Source organism: Paenibacillus sp. MAHUQ-63 (genome assembly GCF_028765165.1).
Taxonomy (GTDB): Bacteria; Bacillota; Bacilli; order Paenibacillales; family NBRC-103111; genus Paenibacillus_E.
In genome coordinates this window covers 1-659 of sequence record NZ_JARADB010000031.1, presented here as the reverse complement: position 1 = coordinate 659, position 659 = coordinate 1, and the positions used below count along the sequence as shown (strand labels likewise).

Sequence of the window (659 nt, the reverse complement as noted above, 5' to 3'; positions counted from 1 at the left end):
TTCGGACATCCCCGGATCAAAGCCTGCTTACGGCTCCCCGAGGCATTTCGTCGTTCGCCACGTCCTTCATCGGCTCCTAGTGCCTAGGCATCCTCCGTGTGCTCTTTCTAGCTTAACCTAGAAAAAACATTTAAAGATTCGCATGAACAAGTCATGCTACCTAAGTTCTTACATTTACTTTCGTTTCGTTATCTAGTTTTCAAGGAACAAAGTTGCGAATCGAAGATTCGTCAACCATATTATATGGTGGAGCCAAGCGGGATCGAACCGCTGACCTCCTGCTTGCAAGGCAGGCGCTCTCCCAGCTGAGCTATGGCCCCATATTGATGTCAGTCGATACGCTTCAAGAGATGCGCACAAGCTCCATCAAAACTGAACAAATGCGATGAACAATCAGCTTGACTGTGTCTGTCAGACACGAGTCTCCATAGAAAGGAGGTGATCCAGCCGCACCTTCCGATACGGCTACCTTGTTACGACTTCACCCCAATCATCTACCCCACCTTCGGCGGCTGGCCCCTTGCGGTTACCTCACCGACTTCGGGTGTTGTAAACTCTCGTGGTGTGACGGGCGGTGTGTACAAGACCCGGGAACGTATTCACCGCGGCATGCTGATCCGCGATTACTAGCAATTCCGACTTCATGCAGGCGAGTTGCA

At 51.1% G+C, this 659-nt stretch carries 1 tRNA gene and 2 rRNA genes; all 3 read right to left on the bottom strand.

Annotation, left to right across the window (positions count from 1 at the left end):
• A 23S ribosomal RNA gene (locus PUT07_RS35340) occupies window positions 1-118 on the bottom strand; the annotation flags it as partial.
• A 126-nt stretch (window positions 119-244) separates the two neighbouring features.
• Window positions 245-320, bottom strand: a tRNA-Ala gene (locus PUT07_RS35335).
• A gap of 111 nt (window positions 321-431) precedes the next feature.
• Window positions 432-659: ribosomal RNA gene (locus tag PUT07_RS35330) — 16S ribosomal RNA — on the bottom strand; the annotation flags it as partial.